The 16,837-nt window shown below is 46.1% G+C and carries 15 protein-coding genes and 1 pseudogene; 3 read left to right on the forward strand and 13 right to left on the reverse strand.

The features are described 5' to 3' along the window. Positions 1–54: 54 nt before the first annotated feature. The 7 genes from ABF87_RS02270 to ABF87_RS02300 form a co-directional block, all read right to left on the reverse strand. Entirely contained in the window at positions 55–1,491 is a 1,437-nt protein-coding gene (locus tag ABF87_RS02270; RefSeq protein ID WP_160827514.1) for a HAMP domain-containing sensor histidine kinase, read from the reverse strand. 14 nt (positions 1,492–1,505) lie between these two features. Beyond that, positions 1,506–1,895 carry a response regulator gene (locus ABF87_RS02275; RefSeq protein WP_160827515.1) on the reverse strand — a complete coding sequence of 130 codons (390 nt, stop codon included), beginning with the start codon at positions 1,893–1,895 and terminating at the stop codon, positions 1,506–1,508. Between the two features lie 359 nt (positions 1,896–2,254). Continuing rightward, positions 2,255–3,112: an Hsp33 family molecular chaperone HslO gene (locus ABF87_RS02280; protein ID WP_160827516.1), complete on the reverse strand. Its 858-nt coding sequence runs from the start codon at positions 3,110–3,112 to the stop codon at positions 2,255–2,257. Between the two features lie 41 nt (positions 3,113–3,153). After that, positions 3,154–4,275 (reverse strand): carbamoyltransferase HypF, encoded by a 1,122-nt coding sequence (locus ABF87_RS02285; protein WP_160827517.1) that lies wholly within the window; start codon positions 4,273–4,275, stop codon positions 3,154–3,156. Positions 4,276–4,294: 19 nt separating this feature from the next. Further along, positions 4,295–5,167, reverse strand: a complete 873-nt coding sequence (gene hypB / locus ABF87_RS02290; RefSeq protein ID WP_160827518.1) for a hydrogenase nickel incorporation protein HypB — start codon at positions 5,165–5,167, stop codon at positions 4,295–4,297. Positions 5,168–5,177: 10 nt separating this feature from the next. Next, positions 5,178–5,519: a hydrogenase maturation nickel metallochaperone HypA gene (gene hypA / locus ABF87_RS02295; RefSeq protein ID WP_160827519.1), complete on the reverse strand. Its 342-nt coding sequence runs from the start codon at positions 5,517–5,519 to the stop codon at positions 5,178–5,180. A gap of 6 nt (positions 5,520–5,525) precedes the next feature. Then, complete coding sequence (locus ABF87_RS02300) at positions 5,526–5,981, reverse strand: hydrogenase maturation protease (protein WP_160827520.1); 456 nt, start codon at positions 5,979–5,981, stop codon at positions 5,526–5,528. Between the two features lie 250 nt (positions 5,982–6,231). Between ABF87_RS02300 and ABF87_RS02305 the strand changes: the two genes are divergently transcribed. Further along, a complete protein-coding gene (locus ABF87_RS02305; protein WP_160827521.1) occupies positions 6,232–6,432 on the forward strand; it encodes a DUF2905 domain-containing protein in 201 nt (66 codons plus the stop codon). Positions 6,433–6,445: 13 nt separating this feature from the next. On the opposite strand, the gene ABF87_RS02310 is transcribed toward ABF87_RS02305, so the two are convergent. From ABF87_RS02310 to ABF87_RS02325, 4 genes are read right to left on the reverse strand one after another with little or no spacing between them, the layout of a single operon-like run. Beyond that, positions 6,446–7,921 carry a Ni/Fe hydrogenase subunit alpha gene (locus ABF87_RS02310; RefSeq protein WP_160827522.1) on the reverse strand — a complete coding sequence of 492 codons (1,476 nt, stop codon included), beginning with the start codon at positions 7,919–7,921 and terminating at the stop codon, positions 6,446–6,448. Positions 7,922–7,924: 3 nt separating this feature from the next. Beyond that, positions 7,925–8,470 (reverse strand): NADP oxidoreductase, encoded by a 546-nt coding sequence (locus ABF87_RS02315; protein ID WP_164503114.1) that lies wholly within the window; start codon positions 8,468–8,470, stop codon positions 7,925–7,927. Beyond that, positions 8,460–9,200, reverse strand: a complete 741-nt coding sequence (locus tag ABF87_RS02320) for a 2Fe-2S iron-sulfur cluster-binding protein (protein WP_160827523.1) — start codon at positions 9,198–9,200, stop codon at positions 8,460–8,462. The genes ABF87_RS02315 and ABF87_RS02320 overlap by 11 nt, the downstream gene beginning before the upstream one ends. A gap of 4 nt (positions 9,201–9,204) precedes the next feature. Further along, positions 9,205–10,962, reverse strand: a complete 1,758-nt coding sequence (locus tag ABF87_RS02325) for an NAD(P)H-dependent oxidoreductase subunit E (protein WP_164503115.1) — start codon at positions 10,960–10,962, stop codon at positions 9,205–9,207. Between the two features lie 327 nt (positions 10,963–11,289). Here ABF87_RS02325 and ABF87_RS02330 point away from each other — a divergent pair, with 327 nt between their 5' ends. Continuing rightward, complete coding sequence (locus ABF87_RS02330; protein WP_160827524.1) at positions 11,290–11,568, forward strand: hypothetical protein; 279 nt, start codon at positions 11,290–11,292, stop codon at positions 11,566–11,568. 136 nt (positions 11,569–11,704) lie between these two features. Here ABF87_RS02330 and ABF87_RS02335 read toward each other — a convergent pair whose 3' ends face one another. Beyond that, positions 11,705–13,702 carry an integrin alpha gene (locus tag ABF87_RS02335; protein ID WP_160827525.1) on the reverse strand — a complete coding sequence of 666 codons (1,998 nt, stop codon included), beginning with the start codon at positions 13,700–13,702 and terminating at the stop codon, positions 11,705–11,707. A 478-nt stretch (positions 13,703–14,180) separates the two neighbouring features. Between ABF87_RS02335 and ABF87_RS02340 the strand changes: the two are divergent. Beyond that, a pseudogene (locus ABF87_RS02340) lies at positions 14,181–14,587 on the forward strand (transposase); the annotation flags it as partial. An 80-nt stretch (positions 14,588–14,667) separates the two neighbouring features. Here the strand turns inward: ABF87_RS02340 and ABF87_RS02345 are convergent. Beyond that, positions 14,668–15,813 carry a glycoside hydrolase gene (locus ABF87_RS02345; RefSeq protein WP_160827526.1) on the reverse strand — a complete coding sequence of 382 codons (1,146 nt, stop codon included), beginning with the start codon at positions 15,811–15,813 and terminating at the stop codon, positions 14,668–14,670. Between the last annotated feature and the right edge of the window lie 1,024 nt (positions 15,814–16,837).

The following is a 16,837-nucleotide window of genomic DNA, read 5'->3' on the forward strand; positions in this document are numbered from 1 at the left end:
ATCAGGAAATATGCTTTCGTTCGCTTGAGATTGAATCGCTGGAAATTTGTCGTGTCAACGGTTTGGCGCAACAGGCACCTCACTGGTAGCAAAGATGATAGTGAATGCAGTTCCTACGGCGGGCTCACTGGCTACTTTTATTTTTAACTTGTTATTTTCGGCCGCGGTTTTAACAATCGACAAACCTATGCCGCTGGAAGCTTTGTTGTGGAGCGCAGCTCTGGGGGAATAAAAATATTCATTGAAAATATTGGGTAGATCTTTGTTTTCTATCCCAATTCCATGATCGGTAATGGTGATGCTGGCCTTTTTATGAAAACGATCGACTTCAGTGACAATTTCAACGGTTGCGTTGTTGTGCGAATAATTGATCGCATTTGAAATGATATTTTCCAACAGGATTTCCAACTGATCGGGGATGACCTTGCAGGTGAAATTATCAATGGAAACGTTCAGTGTCACATGTTTTGAATTGGCGACCGGGGTGAGTTTATCGATACATTTTTGTAACGTTGCTTGGATATCCATCGATTTGAATACAGCAGTATCCAGGCAGGTATCTTTCAATCGCTCCAATCGCAGCAAATCCAAGATCAATCCCGCCATACTTTGAGCGCGAGTGTCGATTTTATCGAGTGCTTCATTGACGCCTGGCGAAGCTTCGCCGCAGTAGCCTCCCTTGATTAAATTTATTTTGCTGCGGATGGCGTCGAGCGGAGATTTGAGCTGATGCGTCATCAGAACCGCATATTGGTCTTTTTCAACCTGTGCCTGATTGATTTGCCGGTAAGCATCCAGAAGGTGTCGTTCATGCGCCCGAACAATGAGCGAAAGCCGGGACACAACGTACCAAACGACAAAAAACAGGATATCAAGAAAAAACATCCATAGTATGGCGACATCTCTTCGCACGCTTTCAGGAGAGAGATGATTGCTGATGAGCGTGGAGAGCGGAGTCTGGGTAATGATAAAATTTTCAACAATAATGACGATTGAATCCATCACACAGACGAGTATCGTGACATAAAGACTTTCCCGAGTTGAAAAAAAGATACAGGCAAGCGCAATATGGAGCACATAAAAGAAGGAAATCGGCGTGGATGTGCTGCCAATATAATGAACGACGACTGATAAACAGATCAGATCGATGATGATCTGTACCCACAGATTGATCGAAGGAGAATTGTATTTGCCGGGCTTACTGTGATCGAGGCTATAAATATAGGTAATATTTGCGATCACTAGAATGATGATAATGGCTATGGGCCATTTTTGCTGTTCACTGAGACCCAGTTGCGTAAGCGTATCCGACGTGGATAACAGTAGAATTTCAAAGAAAGTCAGGGTGGCGATCAATATCCACCGAAAAGCGATGAACCAACGAATATTACTGATGAGGACATCGTCACTCAGCTTTAGCCGATCTCCTTTGATTTCCAACAAAATACTCTGATTTTCGGACTTGTCCCAGGAGAACTCAGTTGTCGCCATGTCAGTCAATCCAATTAAGCGGCTTCTCCGGTTTTATTCAAGCGATCGTTGATGGTGGCCAATAAACTGATCGGTTCAACCGGTTTTTCCATGATACATACCCATTCATTCGAACCGTCGTCGAAATAAGGTCTGATCATATCACCGAGAGAGGTGAGGAAAATTGTCTGTATCTGGGGGAATCGTTTATGAATCTGAGCATAGGTTGTGAGTCCCGAGTCCATGGATTCGACCATGACATCCAGAATGGCCAAGTCAGGCCGGTTGGTATCGTCTTGTAGCGAGTCGATGAAATCCTGCATCGTCAGATAGCTATCAACTTCATATCCATTCTTGCGCAGGATGCGCTCAACTGCTTCCCGGATATCAGAGTCGTCATCAACGTGTGCGATTCGTGGTGCCATTATTTTGCCTCCTATATGAGTTAACCCCCTAAAGACGATGCTAGAAACCGTTCACATAATGGGGATATTCGGGGATCATAGCGCAGCATATGTGAAAAATATGTGAAGCGTAATTTATTATTGTCAGAACTTTCTTATAACCTGTCGTGAATTTATATTTTGTGAAAGTAGGACATGCAAAATAACTATACGCACTTTTCGAGGAGAAATTTACCGTTTTTTTAAGAACTCTGAAAAGCTAGAGTGTGCAATTCCTCGGCATTGAGACCAAGCCCGGTATGTGAATGATCACTGATCAGCAACGCTTCAGTCTTAGTCGACGCCCGCTCAGAAATCAGAAGGTTCAATGAAGTGCCGATTCAATGAATTGTGGAACCGGCTTTGCGGAAGATGGCATCCACCGCCAATGCATCCAAACGATATTCACGGTCGCAGATTTCATCATTGACAACAATTTCTCCAAATTCTCTCAAAATCGAATCGACTTCCTCGCGCCCGAGTAGATGCAACAAGGTATAAATTTTTGCTGGGTCTTCATGGCATCCATAATGCACTGTCTGTGCATCAAAAATGCGTATGATTTCTTCACTGAATAGACGGGTCAGTATCTCCTGCGCAGTTAAGCCGACGATACTGTAATGGTCTTGGATGGTTGAGGCCAAGGCTTCGATGCGGTTCCAGCCATCGGGATCTTGTTGATCAGTGGTAGGGAGTTTCTGTAGCAGCAAACCAAGAATGGCTTCGTTTGTAGCCACCAAAAATAAACGCGAGGACAATTGCTCCGACTGTTTGAAATAATGTTCAAAAATTTCGGCAGTGGTATTGCCATCCAATGGCACGATACTTTGATACGATTCATGCATCGAAGGCATGTCCAGCGTTAATAGCAATTGGCCATGTCCAAGCAAGTCTGCAAGCGGTTGCGATTCTATTTGCTGTTCATATTTAGCCATACCTCGTATATGCAGGCTTTCGGTGCAGTCTATCACTAACATGGAAACCGGGCCGTCACCATTCAATTGTATGGTAAGACGTCCACCGTGCTTCAAATTATTGCCGAGGAGTAACGTGGTCGCGCTCATTTCTCCCAGTAACTGAGTGACGGGCTGCGGATAATTCCGTCCAGCCAGCATTTGCAACCACACTGAATCAAGGCGCACCAACGCGCCGCGAATATCCAAATTTTCCAATAAGAAACGTTGTACGTAATTGCTCATTTAAACTATGTGTTGAAAAAGAATGGGTAATTTCAAGCCTATTATAAAGCATTGTGCTGTAGCGCCACCCATGCCTGGCCAAGGGCAATGGCACTGTCGTCGGGTAATAATCGCCGGGCTCTGGATATTTGTAAGGATGAGGAAAGCAATTGATCGCTTAGACCGTGAGTCAATATCGCATTGTGAAAGCATCCGCCGCCGAGGGCCAGGCGTGAAATTTGATACTGATCGGCGGCTTTTTTCACCCAACTGGCTAATCCTTCGATGACTGTCGCATGGAAAAGCGATGCGGCGTATGCAATGTCACCATTAGCATCGCGGCAGTCGATCAATGCCGATAACAAGGGCGAAAAATCCAATTGATTGTCATGAGTGATTTGATACCCATCGGCAAGCGCCTTTGCCGCGCCATGTTGCTGTGCCAATTGCTGCAATGTCATCGCGGCCTCGGCTTCATGAGACTGAATCAAATGAACATTCAACAAACCAGCCGCCGCATCGAACAATCTCCCCATGCTGGAAATGGGAGGGCAGTTCAGATTTTTCTTCAGCATGAAAGCCACCATGTCTGCGGCGGGTTGATCGCTGTATCGCTGGGTGATTTCATCATGACGGTTGAGTTTTGCCAAAACAGCAGCGGCCATCCGCCAAGGCTCCCGGGCAGCGCGATCGCCTCCGGGTAATGCGAGCGGAGCCAGATGTCCCAGGCGAGAGCATTGCGCGCCATCGACGAGTAACAATTCTCCGCCCCAGAATGAGTGATCCTCTCCCATTCCGACGCCATCCAAAGCCAATCCCAGCACCGGCTGGTTGATATGATGCTCCGCACAGATTGCGCCGATATGCGCGTGATGGTGCTGCACGGCGACGATCGGAAGATCGTGTTGCTCTGCAAGGGCTTGGGCAAACTGGGTGCTGTAAAAGTCGGGATGGAGATCATGCGCAACGATTTCGGGAGATATCGAATAGTCGCGGCACATGCGCCGAACGGTGTTATCGAAGCGATAGCGATTGTCTGCTGCGGAAAGATCGCCGATGATCGGAGAAACATAGGCGTTATTGTCGCGTGTCAGACAGATAGTGTTTTTTAGCCAAGCGCCACACGCCAGCACAGTGGGGCCGCAAGTCGCTAACGAAATGGAAATATCGGCAGAATGGCTCAAGCGCGTGGTTAATACATGATCATTGTCGCAGAGCGCCTGCGGTTGCCCGGCGGCAGGCTTCGATCCACTCCAACCAGGCGGTCATCCCGCTGCCGTGGGTTGCTGAAATCTGTATGACAGGTAATGAAGGATTGATCCGATGCGCATATTCAATGGCCAAGCCGGTGTCAAATGTGAGATGCGGCAGTAGATCGCATTTGTTGAGCAACAATAAATCAGCAGCCTGAAACATATCGGGATATTTAAGAGGCTTGTCTTCTCCCTCGGTTACCGACAGGATGATGACCTTATGGGCTTCTCCCAAATCAAAACTGGCCGGACAGACGAGATTGCCAACGTTTTCAATGAACAACACGCTATTATTTTCTATATGCATTTGCTGCAGGGCACGATCGATCATCGCAGCGTCCAGATGGCATCCCTTGCCGGTGTTGATTTGTACCGCTGGAGCACCGGTAGCTCGAATTCGGGTGGCATCGTGATCCGTTTGCTGATCGCCTTCGATGACGGCGATGGGATATAAGTTGCGCAGCATCTGTATGGTTTGAACGAGTAACGTCGTTTTGCCGGAACCCGGGCTTGATAACAGATTGAGTGCAAAAATTCGGTGCGCGGAGAAATAATGCCGATTTTGAGTAGCATAGCGGTTATTCTCCGCCAGAATGTCACGCTCTATTTTAATCATCCTGGTTTCTGAGGTTTGATGATCGCGCCTGCCGGGATTTTTTGCTTTGAGTGGATTGGATGCAGGATCCTTGATCGGCTCATGATTTTGAGCGGGGGAGGGCCTGAGGGGGCGATAAGTCAGCGATTGGTGGGACTGACGTTGTATCCTCATCGGCTTGTTATTGATTCGTATTTGGCTGAGACCGCATCCGCAAGTGGTACACATTGATTCCTCGCTATTTTACTTCCAACGCATTCATCCGCATTTCCTCGCCCTGGGTGATGGTCACGGCGTAACCGCCGCAGCGAGGGCATGCCATATCATAGGAATTTACCGCAATAGTCTGATGGCATCGATCGCAGATTCCTTGGCCAGTAATCGTTATGATTTCGAGCTTGGCTTCTTGAGCAATGGTATCCTTTTTGACACTATTAAAAAAGAAACGCAGCGATTCGTGTTCGACGCAGGCTAATTGTCCAATTTCCAACCATACTGCTTCAACCTGCGTGAAATGCTGTTGCTGCGCGGCATCTTCGATTAATTGCAGAATATTTTCTGCCAGCGATAATTCATGCATTGATTGTTACGTTGATGAATGATGAGGATTTAAATAGCGATTGTGCACATAGCGGAGCGCGGCGTGCAGGTTTTTATGGGCCTGCTTGCTTAGACCATGGCCCAGTTCAAAGTGATAGCCGCGAATACGCAATAAGTAACTGGGTGGTGGGTTGCAGCGATAAATGTGCTCATAAATAAATAGCAGTGCTGCCGGCGTCAGGGTATGACTGGTATAACTGCTATCTTTTTCTGCAGTGATTGCTGCGAATTCAAACGGTACTCTGCATGACATATCCGCATCCACAAATAAAATCTGATCGAATCCCAGTAAATCGGTTACATGCTCAATCAACAATTGCATGTCCACCAACTTGACGATATGTCTACCGTTGATCTGGTTGATCGATTCCACGAAAAGAGGGCCCAGTGAATCATCGCCTCGTCCAGGATTCCCGTAACCAAATAGCAATAATTTAGGCATGCATTCAAAGTGAGTTTAGTAACTTTTGATATAAAAATAATACAGTATTGTGTGGGCGAGAAATCGCAGAAATGTAACTTTGGCATTTCCTATTGATGTCATCTCGGCATTGCGAGCTAAGCTATCGTTATGGTTCTACTATTGAAAAAACCAGTTAAATCCAAATGAATGAAGTAGAGAACGATTGCGTCAATGTGAACGCAAAATTACTTTTGTTAGATGGTATGCTCAACATTAAAAGAGAATGGATATGCAACAACTGTTAATTGCATTGGGGGTTTTGCTCATAATAGCGGGAATCGCCTGGCCTTGGCTGTCGCAATTGCCGTTGGGCCGATTGCCGGGGGATATTCATATCGAACGGGAAAATTTCAGCTTTCATTTTCCGTTGATGACGGGGTTGTTGATTTCGATTGCGGTGTCATTGATCGTATGGTGGATACGTAAATAAGCGTTACTCAGTTTCATCGATGAATTTCCCCAGTTGTTCCTTTGGTCAGTCGACTGATTGTTTTGCCGGTACTATCCTGAAGCTCCACTTGCAAGGGCATTTTGCCCAGTGCATGAGTGGCGCAGGAGAGACAGGGGTCGTACGCGCGCACCGCGACTTCCAGATGATTCAATAGCGCTTCGGTAATTTCTTTTCCGTCGAGATATTGACTGGCCACAACGCGTATCGATTCATTCATGGCCTGATTATTGCTGGTGGTTGAAACGATGAGATTGGCTTTGGTGATCAACCCTTCTTCATTGATTTGGTAGTGATGGAATAGGGTACCCCGTGGCGCTTCAATGACGCCGATGCCCTCCGATCGGAGTTCACTTTTCTCGACCATCAATTCCGTACTGGTGATTTCTGCATCCTGCAGCAATTGTTGAATGGATTCCGCGCAGTGCAGCAGCTCGATCATGCGTGCCCAGTGATAAGCGAGTGTGTTATGGACTAAACCATTGTGCCCGAATGCTTTGAAGCGCTGCCGCGCAGCTTCAGCCAATGAGGTTGAAATACGGTCGCAATTATTGATGCGAGCCAATGGCCCGACCCGGTACCAGCCTTGTTCGGTTCCTAGGGCGGAGAGATAAGGAAATTTCATATAACTCCAGGAACGCACTTCTTCCTGCAGAATTTTCTGATAATCGCAGTAATCAAATCGATCAAAGATCATCGTGCCATCCGCATAACGCGCGCGCAGTCCGCCATGATAAAACTCCAATTCACCAGCCGTGCCAATCATGTTGAGATAATTGCTATGTAACGTACCAAAATCGTGATGTGCCGGATGTGCGAGATGAAGTTGCTCATTCAGCGCCAGAGCTTCCTGGCTCCATTCAAGAACATCAGGGATTTCTGCTAGCAGGGTGTCACGTTCCATGATCGAGAGCGGCTTATTCATGCCACCGGGCACTGTGCCTGTGCCGTGGATCCGTTTGCCGGTAATGGCTTGAATGATTTGCTGGCCAAATTTACGCAGCTTGATGCCTTTCAGCGCAATTTCTGGATACTGTTCCAGCACCTTGATAATGCTGCGTTGCAATGGATCGCTGCCGAAACCAAACAAAAAATCCGGAGAAGAAAGATGGAAAAAATGTAAGGCGTGGGATTGCAGAATTTGGCCGAAATGAAGTAGTCGGCGCAGTTGGGTTGCGGTCGGTGTGAGGTCACGGATGCCCACCAATTGATCGACAGCCTTGGCGGCAGCTAACTGATGGCTGACCGGGCAGATTCCGCACAAGCGTTGTACCAGAAACGGTACTTCCCAGTAGGGGCGGCCCTGAATGAACTTTTCGAAACCACGAAATTCAACGATATGGAACCGGGCTTCGTGGATATGATTCTCCGCATCCAATAGCAAGGTGATCTTGCCGTGTCCTTCGACCCGGGTGACCGGATCGATAGCGATGCGACGCGTGGCGGAGGGGGATGAGCGATCGGATGCCATGATTTAATCGTAACGCAAATGGGATTTCGAGAGCATGGGTGTTTGCCCGATCAATAACGGTTCCAATAGCTGTAAAAAATCTTCTGCTGAAGGCGGGCAACCGGGCAAAAAATAATCGATGAATACCACTTCACTGACTGCATACACTTTGTCCAGCAATAATGGCAGCTCTGGATCACTGGGGATTTGCGGATCGCTGACCCCGATTCCGGAAAGATAGACTTCGTTCAAACAGTCTTGCACATCGAAATAATTGCGCAACGCAGGAACACCGCCATTGATCGCGCATGCGCCTACTGCAACCAGTGTGGTGCATTGTGCACGGAACTCACGCAATACCTGCACATTTTCCGCATTGCATACGCCACCCTCGATCAGACCGATATCGCAGGGGCCGCATTGTTTGATGTCGGTAAAGGGCGATCGATCGAATTCGACCTGTTCAAATAGTTCTTCCAAGCGTTCGTCCATATCGAGAAAAGACATATGGCAGCCAAAACAGCCGGCTAATGAAGTGGTGGCAATTTTGAGTTTGGGTTTAATCGCCATCGTTTTTCGCTCTCGTGCCGATGCTTTCCTGCAGCGCAGTCTCACGGATGGTGCGTTGATCGTAGATTCGCTGGCCGATCGGAACTTGGTAGCCCTGTTCTTTGATGAGAATGGCGCCTACCGGACAGATCGTGGCTGCGGCATCGGTGATCGCTATTGCGCTATCAACCAGTTTTCCACTTGGAGAATTGACAATCAAATGAGCTTGGGTGCCACGTCCTGCAATGGCGAAAACATTCTTTCCGTCTATTTCCCGGCTGGCGCGAACGCATAAATCACATACGATGCAGCGGCTGCGGTCGAGCAAAATCCGCGGATGCGAGGCATCGAGGTCACGATGGGGGTAAAACTGTGAAAAGTGATCATCCAGCATGCCCAAAAAATAAGCCATCGCCTGCAACTTGCAGTTACCGGTTTTTTCGCAACTGGGACAGATATGATTGCCTTCGATGAACAACATTTGCGTAATGACTTTGCGAGCCTCATTCAATTCCGCTGTGTTATTGCGGATTTCCTGACCGGCGGAAGCAAGGGTGATGCAAGCTGCGACGCTGCGATTACCGATTTCTATAATACATAGCCGGCAATTGCCGCTCGGCGGCAAGCCAGGGTAATGACACAGGTGCGGGATATAAACGTTGGCAGCCAATGCGGCGTCCATGATGGTTTGTCCGGGAACGAACGGGATTTCCTGTTCATCGATGCGAAGGGTAGTGGAAGGTGCAGACATGATATTAATCCAGATGTATCGCCGCATTGTCACCCGGTGCGATGTGCTCGGCATTTGCGAGTGCCTGGTCGAGATCAAATTGCGCAGTGAAATCTTGCTGCAGGTTCTGTTCGAACACTTGCGGAAAAAGCTGCAGGCCATCGATAATATGGTTAGCTGCGGTATGTCCCAAGCCGCAATGGGAGTTGTGTTGAATCAAGCTGCTCAGTTGTTTTATTTCCTCAATATCACGAATTGTGCTGCGGCCATTCGCAATGTTATCCAGCTGTTTTTTTAAAAGCTGAGTTCCGACACGGCAAGGCGTGCAGAATCCGCAACTTTCATGTGCGAAAAAATGCGCGAAGTTGCGATGAATTGCCAATAAGTTATGTCGTGCTCCAAAAATGAGCATGGATCCACCCGTAGAGATATCTTCAAAGCTGATCACACGATCAAAATCCCGCGCATTGATGAGCTTGCCACTGGGACCGCCCATCTGAACAGCTTGGACATTTTGTGCATGACAATCTTCTAAAATATGCTGAATGCGGGTGCCGAATGGATATTCATATATACCCGGAAACTCGCAATCGCCACTGATACTGAGAATTTTGGTGCCACTCGACTGCTTAGTTCCTACCGATTTGAACCATGAGTTGCCTTTTAGCGCGATCCAGGCTGCGGCGATAAATGTTTCGACATTATTGACGACAGTGGGTTGACCCAAATAACCATGCGTTACCGGAAAAGGCGGGCGAATGCGCGGAATTCCCGGCTTGCCCTCAAGTGATTCGATCAATGCCGATTCCTCGCCACAAATATAAGCGCCTGCGCCAACGACGATGTCGATATCAAATTGGAAGGCCGTCTGGCCCAGAATCCGTTGTCCCAGTAAATTCAGCTTGCGGCGCCGTTCAAGAACCTCGACGAGATGAGGATACATATAGCGATACTCACCTCGCAAATAAAGAATTCCCTTGGATGCGCCAATCACCGCGGCACAGATCGTCATGCCTTCAAATAGCGCATCTGCATACCGCTGCAATAAAAACCGATCTTTGAAGGTGCCGGGTTCGCCTTCATCGGCGTTACACACCACGTAGCGTGTATTGCCTGGTGCAGTGCGGCAGGATTGCCATTTTTGTGCAGTATTGAATCCGGCGCCGCCGCGTCCGCGCAATCCGGATTGCAGGATTTTTCTCAATGTCGCTTCTGTGCCTTGCATCAACGCCATCTGCACTGCGCTGCCCGGCATGAGTTGTTCAGTCAATAGCAAGCTTCGCTGATAGAGGTTATCACTGATTGCAAACCAGTTTTGTGGCCACTCCGAAACGGGTACTTCTGAAGCAATATGATGCGCAATCTGATTGATTCTTTCCGGATTCAGGCGAGGGAGCGGAATGCCATTGATCAATAAGGATGGACCTTGATCGCACATGCCGATACACGAGGTTTCTCCGATGCTGACCGCGCCGTCTTGACGTGTTTTGCCCGGAATGACCTGCAATTGCTCGCAGAGCATCTGCATCAGATTGTGTTCCGGCGTCAAATAACCGCAACTGGTGCAGTTACTGAACAAAATATGATAGCGGCCGCATGGTTTCGTATGGAAAAAGGAATAGAACGCAACCACGGAAGCCACTTGGCTGACCGGTAAATGGTATTCAACCGCAATCTGTTGCATTGCCTGCGGCGAAATATGCAGAAATTGACATTGCTCTGCATATAATCGATGCAATAAATGCTCAGGTGAATCCGAAGGATAGTCGGATAGGATATTCATTTGAATGAGTATAACGAGAATCAAGCTAAAGTGACAAAAATGACGTCAATAGGGTGTCGAGCTTGGGCAAAAGTTCACCTCGATACTCGTTGACCGGATTCTTAACTGATTAGCGATATATGCACTCCAGTTCGCGCTTCTTGGCGTTCACCTAACCAGAGGATGAGGACGTCATTAGCTTCATCCTCAATCCAAGCTTGATATGAATCAAGGAATATTTATTTTATGAAATCTTCCACTGCAATTTCCCTACACCTGGCGGTGGTTTCTGCTATTCTAACCAAGCAAAAATAATTTTTTGCTTACAAAAACGACAAGGAGAGGAAGATGTTCAAAAAAATTATAAGCTCACTCGCGTTGGTTCTTGCGATTGTTTTCGCCTCAAGTTCTGCTTTCGCAGCTTGCAGTGCCGAAACAGAAAAAGATGGCAAGACTGCTTGTGGGGCTAATCAAGCGTGTTATCTGGTTGAAGGAGCGTGTATCGATAAAAAAAGCCTTCCAGCCGGCAAAGCCTGTAAAAAATCGGGCGTTTGTCAGAACTCATGCGTGAAAGATGATGGGAAAGAAACCAAAGAGGATGGTTCTGAAACTGGTAAATGTAGTTAGTATTAATTAGTTGTAGTAGTTCATGTATCTCGGTCGGTAAATGGCTGAGATACATATTCTCTGGTTTTTTGATGTAACAATTCTAAATAGTGTAGTTCCACGGTATTTGCCCAGGAATAGTTCTTCTGAACTTCTGCTATACAAAATCAATCGCCAAATTTGCACCTACTAGTAGCACCGCGTCATCATTCGTGTAGATGTGATAAAAACCCTTTACCTCATTGTCAATCCAACCGTCATCCAGCACTGTCACGAGATCTCCGGCATTGCCGTGAAGTTTCAAGGTGTTGGAAGTATCGGAGAGATTGAGCATGCTGTCCGCAGTCAGTGTCAGCGTATTGTCGCCGCGGCCGTAGATGCAGATGGTTTCGATGCCTTGGATTTTGTCACCCATACTCGCTAAATCCAGATGCAGATCCTTGCCGTCCAGGTGCAGGATGTCGGTGCCGGTTCCGCCGTCGATCGATGCAAAATTGAGGTCAGGCACTTTGATCTGATCAACGCCAGCGCCGCCATGAAACACGTCCGCGCCACCGCGGCCGATCAGCGTGTCATTGCCATCGCCGGCTTCAAAGATTTCTGCGACTGAGGTGCCGCGCAGGACATCGTCATCGGGTGTGCCTGGAATTGTAGGTAATTGGTTACCGCCAAAGTCACTGCGACCGAAAATAATATAACTAGAGCCAGCCTCTCTGTCCCCATTTGGACTAGCAAAAGGTGCACCGATAATCAAATCATCAAAACCATCTCCGTTGGCGTCCCCCGCATCACTGACCGACATGCTCGAAGAATCGGCTCCATCCAGACGGAAACCACTATTGCTGTCGAGGCTGGACAAATCAATTGTGGCAGCAAAGCCAGAAGCCTTGCCAAATATCACATAACTGGAACCAGAGTTGTCACTAGCACCCGGTGCACCCACAATCACATCGTCAAAACCGTCGCCGTTGACATCTCCTGCATTGCTCACCGAGGTGCCTAGCTTATCAAACGCTGCCGCCCCCTCCAGACGAAAACCGTTACTGCCATCTAGGGTGGATAGATCCAAAGCGGCATCAAAACCCGATGCCTTACCAAACACTACATAGCTGACACCGCCGTAATTAAAGCTTCTGCTGTCCGAAGGAGACCCTATGATCAAATCGTCAAATCCATCGCTATTGATATCCCCTGCGCTGCTGACTACAATACCTTTGTAATCATATGGTTCAATTCTTTCTCCATCCAAACTGAAGCCATCGTTGCCATCAAGGTTGGATAGATTCAACGCGGCATCAAAACCAGATGCCTTGCCGAACACCACATAACTCTTAGCATCATCAAAAATAGGCTCATCGTTAGCAGGAAAGACGATACCGACAATTAAATCGTCATACCCATCGCCGTTAATGTCCCCTGCGCTACTCACAGATTTTGATTGAGCTCCGCCCGACGAGATGTCATAAGCACCAAAATATAAGTAAAAACCGTTGTTGCCATCAAGGCTGGATAGATTCCACGTAGGACCGAATCCCGTAGCTTTACCAAACACTACATAATCGACAATAGAAGATTCATAGGTATAGGCGGAATTGAATTCTTCGGAACTGATAATGATATCGTCAAAACCGTCGCCGTTGATGTCTCCTGCACTGCTAATTGATCGGCCCGAAAGATCGTTAGTAGACGTTCCCTCCAGAGAAAAACCGTTACTGCCATCCAGGCTGGATAAAACCAGTGCAGCACTGAACCCCGAAGCCTTGCCAAACACCACGTAGCTGCTGCCGGAACGAGAGCCATTTGAGCTGGCATACGGAGCGCCAACGAACAAATCAGCAAAGCCGTCGCCATTGACATCTCCTGCACTGCTAACTGATTGCCCCGAATGATCATTTGCCGTAGCCCCTCCCAGAGAGAAACCGTTACTGCCATCGAGTTGGGATAAGTCCAGTACAGCACTGAATCCTGAAGTGCGCCCAAATATAATATAACTGGTGCCGGCGTTACCGTCATTCGGCTCAGCTCCAGGGGCACCGACAATTACATCAGCATAACCATCACCATTGACATCCCCCGCATTGCTGACCGAGCTGCCCAAGAAATCACCTACTGCTCCATTCAGACGGAAACCGTTATTGCCATCAAGACTGGACAAATAATTGCTGACGTCGCCATAATTAAGACTCCTAAAAAAGTTTTATCTATTTGTCTATGTAATGGATAACTACCTGATCGATCGTTAAATTCGCAACCACTAGCAGCACCGTAGCGTCATTCGTATAGGTTAGAAAAACCTTTGTATTAAATAGATTGAACAAACAGCCCATGGTCAATATTTGGTCTTCTGTATTGTCCTTTCCTGCTGCGAGTGCATGATTATTTTCCCTAAGCGGAAATACGCTAATGCAGAATATGCATACTAGAAGTCGAGTATTTCTCATAAGCATTTGGTATTTTTTCCTCGTTAGGCAGTTAAAAATTCGAAGGCTTATGCTATTGTGAAGAACGCGTAATAATATACGCATAAGCACGTACGTATAATCTTGTCGTGATGAAGTTCGCGATTCCTTGATAACCGCTATGCGAGCTATAGTTATTTCTGGTGTATGTCAGGAGAGGATCAGGTGCACCGGTTGTCATCTACTACCATCGGACGTTTAAAGCAGGAATGGGAGCTGGATTATCAAAACTGGAGCCGCCGCAATCTGGGCAAAAAGCGGTACGTTTATGTCTGGGTTGATGGCGTCTATAGTAACGTGCGAATGTATGACTGGCTATGTTTGCTGGTGATTATTGGTGCGGATAAATCGAGGCTAAGGAATTGCAGGCATTGTCGGACGGTTGTCGTGAGTCTGAAGTAAGCTGGATAGAAGTGTTAATGGACTTGAAGCAGCGCGGCCTTGAATGTGCACCCAAATTGGCTGTCAGTGACGGTGTCCTAGGATTGTGGAAAGCTGTTGCCAAATGCTGTCCTCAAACCGATCAACAGCGTTGCTGGGTGCATAAAACTGCCAATGTATTGGAGAAACTTCCTAGAGCGAATTATTGAACTAAAGTACGGACTAATATGAAGTAAATAAAAGCCCGTACTAAGAACTGCCTTTTTTGAAGCTTTGCGAATTACTGGACGCAGGAAGAATAAACGCTAGGGCAGACTGACTTTAAGCCACCAGAAGGATTGGCTTTTTGTGATTTGAAGTTCAGAAGTTCAAGCACTTTAGGATAGTAATTAGGAGTTCTAGTCCAGAATACATAGTTCACCTGAAGCTCATCCCGTGCAAAATTAAGTAATTGAGTAACGGAAGGTTTGTGCCCAGTATTGTCGTGCCGCGTATTGAGATAATTTGCTTTCTCTATTTGAACCACCAGCGGTATTTTTCCCGTTAATTTAGGATAATAGGTATAAACGCCAGGGAAAGAATATTTTGTTCCAGGAAAATGTAAACCCGGGTCTTCAAGGAAAACATCTGGATTGCCTAAAGCAGATCCATTTTGTTTGAACGTATTGATAAAACCTGGGAGAAGATCACGCGGGTAGTTTAAAAATTGGAACGATAATGTATTGGGAAAGCTAGCTTTGAGAGCTTTATTGACAGCTAAAAGATTTTTATAGAAATTATCTGCCTGAGCGCTGGTTAAGGGTTTATTGGGTCTTCCCATTGCACTTTCTGAAAAACCAATACCTTCAAAGTAGGGTTCATTGTTAAACCGTTTTCCGAAAGCCTGTAAAAATGCAATCATCCGATCGCGTACTTGCGGATCCCAAAGTTTGGTTCCGTATCCTGTTCCTTGTCCTGAGTTAAATTGATAAATACCCCCTTCATATTCTGCTGTTTTTACATAGGCTGGCACAAGCGTTTGCTTTGTGTCAGGAGTAGTCGATTTTGTTTCTATCAAGACGATCAATCTTTTCTTCTTTGCGGCAACCTCAGAAAGCCGTTTGGCTATTACCGTAAAGTTGTAGTCTCCTTTTGCTTTCTCAATCTCACCCCATTGATATCGAATGACAACTCCACGGAGAGTGGGGTGAGATTGAAGTTCACTGTATACTTGATTCAAATATCTCGGATCACTTTTGCTTCCTTGTCCAACTAATTCATAATAATGCCCTGGATGCCATTTAACCGCAGCTGCTATGGCTTGTCCAAACGGAATGATAACCATACTAAAAGCAACTAATAAAATAATCCAAATACCTTGTAGAGACTTTTGGGGGGCATTTGATTTATTAGCAGTTTTGGACTTTATGGTATGAGTAGCTTTCATAAATTATTTCCTCTTTAAAAGATAAGTTTCTTACTTTCGAATTTCTGCGAATGATAATTAATAGGCAGTCTTGTTGAAACAAGATGCATATTTCTCATTGGATAAGACTTACTTATTGATTCGGCAGGATAAATTAAGAACAATATGAATTGTTTACTGATAAGCCTGAGAAAAATTCCCGGCAGCTGCTACCGAATCAGTAGTATTCGTTACTTTGAGAAATTTAAAGCGACAAAAACAGTGGTAAAAATGTACCTTTTAGTACAATTTCAAAGAAACTAGATACAGTTATGGTTATATAACAACCGGTTGCGGTAATTATAGTTATCGGTAAATTATTACCAAAGTTTTTGAATCAGATTATTTGATTCAAAACCTATTAATTCGCTTATTTTGATCAATTTTTAGGCACTAAAGCATTAGATAGATGCTTCGTCATCATTTGAACCAGCCTGGGGTGCTGAAGATTTATTCGAAAATTCTGATTGAGAATTTTGCTGAAACATAAGCATATTAACCTCCTGTTTGCTTTTGGCACTTCAAGTTCATGTGCCATGGTAATTAGGATCACACAAGAGAATAAATCAATAGAACTAATTACCTGTTAATTAAAGTGAAAATATAAATTTCTTGTGTGATTATTTCCCTCAGCAAGGGAAATATACGTTGGGAAAATCGCCATGTCAACATTAAGTATAAGAATTTACGTTTATGTAGAGTATAAATGTTTTCTCTCTTAGACGATTTAATTATTAATTATCAATATCTTGAATTCGTAATTTATCGTTAAAAAATTTATTCATAAATTTGTTTCTCATCCGAAATGTTATGAATTGCAGTGAATTGCTGAGAATTACCAGATTAAATAGCCATAAATCCCGGTTGCTGAAACGGACAAATTTAGAGGAATTAAGATTTGCTGTATTAATCTCTGTGGGTACAATTCCCGCCCCTTCGGGGTGAAAGCTGGTTGAAAACCAGCAAGTTGAAGGGCGCAGTTAATACTCCGCTGCTTGCGGCGGGG

The organism is Nitrosomonas sp. JL21 (assembly GCF_009833095.1).
Classification (GTDB): Bacteria; Pseudomonadota; Gammaproteobacteria; order Burkholderiales; family Nitrosomonadaceae; genus Nitrosomonas.

Bases quoted from the DNA above. Each gene is read 5' to 3' on its own strand.
- ABF87_RS02270 (WP_160827514.1), bottom strand. From the start codon at position 1,491: ATGGCGACAACTGAGTTCTCCTGGGACAAGTCCGAAAATCAGAGTATT.
- ABF87_RS02275 (WP_160827515.1), bottom strand. From the start codon at position 1,895: ATGGCACCACGAATCGCACACGTTGATGACGACTCTGATATCCGGGAA.
- ABF87_RS02280 (WP_160827516.1), bottom strand. From the start codon at position 3,112: ATGAGCAATTACGTACAACGTTTCTTATTGGAAAATTTGGATATTCGC.
- hypB (WP_160827518.1), bottom strand. From the start codon at position 5,167: ATGTGTACCACTTGCGGATGCGGTCTCAGCCAAATACGAATCAATAAC.
- hypA (WP_160827519.1), bottom strand. From the start codon at position 5,519: ATGCATGAATTATCGCTGGCAGAAAATATTCTGCAATTAATCGAAGAT.
- ABF87_RS02300 (WP_160827520.1), bottom strand. From the start codon at position 5,981: ATGCCTAAATTATTGCTATTTGGTTACGGGAATCCTGGACGAGGCGAT.
- ABF87_RS02305 (WP_160827521.1), top strand. From the start codon at position 6,232: ATGCAACAACTGTTAATTGCATTGGGGGTTTTGCTCATAATAGCGGGA.
- ABF87_RS02310 (WP_160827522.1), bottom strand. From the start codon at position 7,921: ATGGCATCCGATCGCTCATCCCCCTCCGCCACGCGTCGCATCGCTATC.
- ABF87_RS02315 (WP_164503114.1), bottom strand. From the start codon at position 8,470: ATGGCGATTAAACCCAAACTCAAAATTGCCACCACTTCATTAGCCGGC.
- ABF87_RS02320 (WP_160827523.1), bottom strand. From the start codon at position 9,200: ATGTCTGCACCTTCCACTACCCTTCGCATCGATGAACAGGAAATCCCG.
- ABF87_RS02325 (WP_164503115.1), bottom strand. From the start codon at position 10,962: ATGAATATCCTATCCGACTATCCTTCGGATTCACCTGAGCATTTATTG.
- ABF87_RS02330 (WP_160827524.1), top strand. From the start codon at position 11,290: ATGTTCAAAAAAATTATAAGCTCACTCGCGTTGGTTCTTGCGATTGTT.
- ABF87_RS02345 (WP_160827526.1), bottom strand. From the start codon at position 15,813: ATGAAAGCTACTCATACCATAAAGTCCAAAACTGCTAATAAATCAAAT.